Origin of the sequence: Myxococcus sp. CA039A (genome assembly GCF_013336645.1) — a bacterium.
Classification (GTDB): domain Bacteria; phylum Myxococcota; class Myxococcia; order Myxococcales; family Myxococcaceae; genus Myxococcus; species Myxococcus llanfairpwllgwyngyllgogerychwyrndrobwllllantysiliogogogochensis.
Genome location: NZ_JABUMQ010000514.1, coordinates 1 through 4,980, shown reverse-complemented (window position 1 = coordinate 4,980; position 4,980 = coordinate 1). Strand labels below are relative to the sequence as shown.

3 protein-coding genes are annotated in these 4,980 nt (G+C 67.8%); 1 reads left to right on the top strand and 2 read right to left on the bottom strand.

The features are described from left to right. Positions 1 to 2,162, top strand: a 2,162-nt coding sequence (locus tag HR086_RS44680; RefSeq protein ID WP_174468702.1) for a DPP IV N-terminal domain-containing protein, incomplete at its 5' end; no start/stop codon positions are given. 45 nt (positions 2,163 to 2,207) lie between these two features. Here HR086_RS44680 and HR086_RS44675 read toward each other — a convergent pair. Together HR086_RS44675 and HR086_RS44670 are read right to left on the bottom strand one after the other, a co-directional pair. After that, on the bottom strand, positions 2,208 to 3,617 hold the full coding sequence (locus HR086_RS44675; RefSeq protein WP_174468701.1) for a pitrilysin family protein: 1,410 nt from the start codon (positions 3,615 to 3,617) through the stop codon (positions 2,208 to 2,210). A 13-nt stretch (positions 3,618 to 3,630) separates the two neighbouring features. Next, the gene (locus HR086_RS44670; protein WP_174468703.1) at positions 3,631 to 4,965 is read right to left on the bottom strand and encodes a pitrilysin family protein; all 1,335 of its coding nucleotides are present in this window, start codon (positions 4,963 to 4,965) and stop codon (positions 3,631 to 3,633) included. Positions 4,966 to 4,980: the final 15 nt, after the last annotated feature.

Here is a 4,980-nt window from a genome sequence, read left to right as displayed (position 1 = left end):
TCCTCGCTCAACCCCCGTCCCCACCCAAGCCCGAGTCCGTCCCCAAACCCACCAGCTTCTTCCGCCAGCTCCAGGAGACACGCTCCTTCAACAGCGGCCGTCCCGTGGGCGCCACTGTCACTCCGGATGAGCAGACGCTGTTCTTCCTGCGCAACTCCGCCACCTCCAACGCGCTCTCCCTCCATGCGTTCGACGTGGCCACCGGCCAGTCGCGAGAGCTGCTCACGCCCGAGAGCCTCCTGCGAGGCGCCGAGGAGACCCTCACGCCCGAGGAGAAGGCGCGCCGGGAGCGCATGCGGATGAGCTCGCGCGGGTTCTCCAACTACACCCTGTCCGATGACGGCAAGAAGCTCCTCATGGGGCTGTCCGGCAAGCTGTTCCTCGTGGAGCGAGCGTCCGGAAAGGTGACCGAGCTCAAGACGGGACCGGGCGTCATCGACCCGCGACTGTCCTCGGATGGCACCCAGGTGGCCTACGTCCGCGAGCACGACGTGTACCGCCTGGACCTGGCCACCAACACCGAGCGCCGCGTCACCAAGGGCGGCACTGCGGAGAAGACACACGGGCTGGCGGAGTTCATCGCCCAGGAGGAGATGTATCGCTTCTCTGGCTACTGGTGGAGCCCGGACGCCAAGGCCCTGGCCTACACGGAGTCGGACACAAGCGGCGTGGAGAAGCTCTCCATCGCGGACACCGGCAACCCCGCGCAGGGCGCGCAGCAGCTCTCCTACCCTCGCGCCGGCAAGGCCAACGCCAGGGTGCGGCTGGGCGTCATCCCCGTCACCGGCGGAAAGACGACGTGGGTGAACTGGGACGCGGAGAAGTACCCCTACCTCGCCACCGTGCGCTGGCCCGCGAAGGGCCCGCTGACCCTGCTGGTGCAGAACCGCCACCAGACGGAGGAGGTGCTGCTCGCCGTGGACGTGAAGACCGGGCGCACCACGCCCCTGCTCGTGGAGAAGGACGACGCCTGGCTGGAGCTGGACCAGACCTTCCCCCACTGGCTGGAAGACGGCAGCGGCTTTCTCTGGGGCACCGAGCGCAACGGCGCACCCGAGCTGGAGCTGCGCGACGCCACCGGCAAGCTCGTGCGCTCGCTCGTCCCGCCTGACGCGGGCTTCGGCGGACTGGTGGGCTACGTGGAGAAGGAGGAGACCGTCTACTTCGTCGGAGGGACGAACTCCGCGGAGCGCTACGTGTGGCGCGCGCGAAAGGGAGACAAGCCGACCCGCGTCACCACGGGAGGCCCGGCGCTGGAGTCGGCCCGCCTCTCCCCCCGGGGAGGGCTGCTCGTCGTGACGTCGGAGGGCCCCAAGAGCATGCGGAGCACCGTGGTGCTCAAGGCGGACGGCACGCGCGTGGGCGAGCTGCCCTCCATCGCGAAGGAGCCTCCCTTCCAGCCCCGGCTGGAAGTGCGTCAGGTGGGCAAGGAGCGCTTCCCGACGTCCCTGGTGCGTCCGCGCGACGCGAAGCCCGGGGTGAAGCTGCCCGTCATCGTGGAAATCTACGCGGGCCCCGGCACCGCCATGGTCCGCCAGAGCATGGCGTCGCACCTCACCGCGCAGTGGATGGCGGACCAGGGCTTCCTCGTGGTGCGGCTCGACGGACGCGGCGCCTCGCCGACGGCCGACGCGAAGCTGCGCAAGCCGAAGTACGACTTCCCCAAGGTGCTGATGGATGAACAGGTGGCGGCGCTGCGCGCGCTCGCGGCGGAGGTCCCCGAGCTGGACTTGAACCGCGTGGGCATCACCGGAGGCAGCCACGGCGGCTACATGTCCGCGCTCGCCGTGCTCACCCGGCCCGACGTCTTCAAGGCCGCGGTGGCGGTGTCGGCGGTGACGGACTGGCGGGACTACGACACGCACCTGACGGAGCGATTCCTCGGCCTGCCCGACGAGCACCCGGACGCGTATGCCCAGAGCTCACTGCTCACCCACGTGAAGGCGGGCCAGCCCATGGGCAAGCTCCTCGTCATTCACGGCACCGCGGACGACAACGTCTTCTTCTTCCACGCCCTCAAGCTGTCGGACGCGTTGTTCCGGGCGGGCCAGTCCCACGAGTTCCTGCCGCTCTCCGGCATGACGCACATGGTGTACTCCGACCCGCAGGTGACGGAGCGCTTGTGGGAGCACACCATGCGCTACTTCAAACAGCACCTCTGACGGACAGGACGGAGGCCCTGGACTCGGCCTCCGTCCCCAACACCGTCAGCGCACCGGCGGCGGAAGCACCTTGAGCTGCGGCTTCACGACCTTCAGGTCACCCACCACCACGATGGTCATCGACTCACGCGTGAGCGTCTTCGTGGCCATCTGCTTCACCTGCTCCGGGGTGACGGACATCACCGTCTGCACGTAGTCGCGCAGGTACGAGTCCGGCAGTCCGTGCAGGTCCACGAAGCGCAGCTTGTTGATGATGCCGTTGCGCGACGAGTTCTGGAGCAGGAAGACACCCGCCAGGTAGTTCTGCACCTCGCGCAGCTCGTCGGCGGAGGGCGGCGTCTTGCGCAGCGTGTCCACCTCCTTGAGCACCTCCTTCAGCGACTCCCCGGTGACGGCCGTCGTCACGTCCGCGTTCTGCACCCAGGACGCATCCCCCACGTGCACGGAGATTTCGCTGTAGGGCGAGTACGAATAGCCCTTCTTCTCGCGGATGTTCGCGGTGATGCGCGAGCTGAAGTAGCCGCCGAGCAGCGTGTTCATCACCTCCTGCTGGACGTAGTCGGGGCTGGCGGGCGGCAGCGCCTTCACCGCGACGCGCACCGTGGACTGCACCGAGCCGGGCCGGTCCAGGTACTGCACCGACTTCGCCACCTGCTGCGTCGGCGGGTTCTGGACGCGCGCGGGGCCCGGCTTCCAGCCAGTGAACGCCTCGCGCACCGCCTTCTCCACCGAGGCCGCGTCGAACCGGCCGACGATGTACAGCCGCGAGCGGGCCGCGCCGACGTTCGCGTCGTAGTGCGCGCGCACACCCTCTCGCGTGTAGCCCTTCAGCATCGCCTCCGTCGGGAAGAGGCGGCCGTAGGGATGGTCGCCATAGACGGACTGCGCCAGCAGCTCGTCGGCGAGCACCTGCGGCTGGCTCCGGTAGATGGCCACGTCACGCAGCAGGTTCGCCTTCACCCGCTCCACCTCCGTCGGAGGGAAGGCCGGGTTCTGGATGACGTCCGCGATGAGCGACACCGCCTGGGGCGCCGACTCGGAGAGCACCTCGATGCCGACGAACGTCTGGTCCGGCGTGGTGCCGACGTTGAGCTGTCCACCCAGCCCGGCGGCCGTCTGCGCCACCTGCTCGGCGGAGCGGGTGGTGGTGCCCTCCACCAGCAGCTTGCCCGTCAGGTCCGCGAGCCAGACCTCATTGGACTTCTCGTGGATGTTGCCGGTGTCGATGGCGAGCTGGATGGCGACCTTCGGCATGTCGCCATAGGGAAGCAGCGAGACCTCCAGCCCGTTGTCGAGTTTGAACTCCGTGCGGACGGGGACCTTGAAGGGCTTGGGCGCCGCGGGAGCCGGTGGGGCCTCCTTGGCGGGAGCGGCGGCGATGGCGGGCGCGTGCAGCAGCCCGAACACCATCAGCGCGGGAGCGACGAGACGGCTGCGAAGTGAGCGCGTGTTCATGGGTCGCATGTCCTCAGCGGGCCTGGGCCTTGGTGGGGGCGGGAGTCACCGTGAGCACCGTGCGGTTCTCACGGCGCAGGTACTCACGCGCGGTCTTCTGGATGAGCTCCGGTGACACCTTCATCAGCTCGTCCTCCAGCCGGTTGATGCGCTCCGGGTCGTCGAAGAAGAGCGCGAAGGAGGCCAGCAGGTCCGCGCGGCCGAAGCCGAGGAACGACTCCACGTGCTCGTACAGCCGCGAGCGCGCCTTCACCCGCGCACGCGCCAGCGTCGCCGCGTCGATGGGCTTGTCCTGCAGCTGCGCCACCACGCCGTCAATCTCCTTCAGAATCGCTTCCGGCGACGTGCTCGCGTCATGGAACAGATACGCGGTCCACTGCATGGGCCCGTTGTAGTTCCACTGGTTGCCCAGCTCGTTCACCCCACCCTGCAGCTCACCCGCCAGGCCCTTCTTCTGCACGAGCTGCTGGTAGAGCGCGCTGTCGTTGCCCTTCAGGAGCACCTCGTCCACCAGCGCCATGGCGTAGTACTCGGGCGTGCCCACCGCGGGCATGTGGTAGCCCACCGCGAGCGCCGGACGCTCGGCCAGCTTGTCCGGCTTGTCGTGGCGCTTCTCCTTCTCCTGGCGAGGCTCGGAGATGTCCGGCTTCTGGGGCTGCGCCACCGTGGGCAGCGGTCCGAAATACTTCTTCACCCAGCCCTTCACCTGCTCCGGCTCGAAGTCGCCCACCACCACCAGCACGGCGTTGCTCGGGGCGTAGTACGTCTTGAAGAACGACTTCACGTCGTCCAGCGTGGCGGCCTCCAAATCCTTCAGGTCGCCGTAGAAGTTGTGCGCGTTGTACCAGTTGGTGTTCGCCACCTGCGGCATGTCCAGCCACGGAAAGCCGCCATAGGGCTGGTTGAGGACGTTGACCTTCACCTCGTTCGACACCACGCCCTGCTGGTTCTTGAGGTTCTCCTGCGTCACCTCCAGGCCGCGCATCCGGTCGGCCTCCGCCCAGAGCATCGTCTCCAGCGCGTTGGAGGGGACAATCTCGAAGTAGTTGGTGAAATCGAAGCGCGTGGAGCCGTTGAGCACCCCGCCGTTCTTCTGGATGAGCCGGATGAACTCCATCTTCCCGAGGTTGGTCGAGCCCTGGAACATCATGTGCTCGAACAGGTGCGCGAAGCCGGTGCGGTTCTTCGGCTCGATGCGAAAGCCGATGTTGTAATAGACGCCAATCGCCGTCTTGGGCGCCGTGGTGTCTCGCGAGAGGACCACCTTCAAACCGTTATCGAGCTTGAAGTAGTCCACCGGCACCTGGAGCTTCGGCGTCTCGGCGGGAGCCGGGGCCGGGGCCGCCACCGCGGGAGCCTCGGC

Excerpts from the sequence above, each read along its gene's own strand:
- HR086_RS44675 (WP_174468701.1), bottom strand. The coding sequence starts at position 3,617 with ATGAACACGCGCTCACTTCGCAGCCGTCTCGTCGCTCCCGCGCTGATG.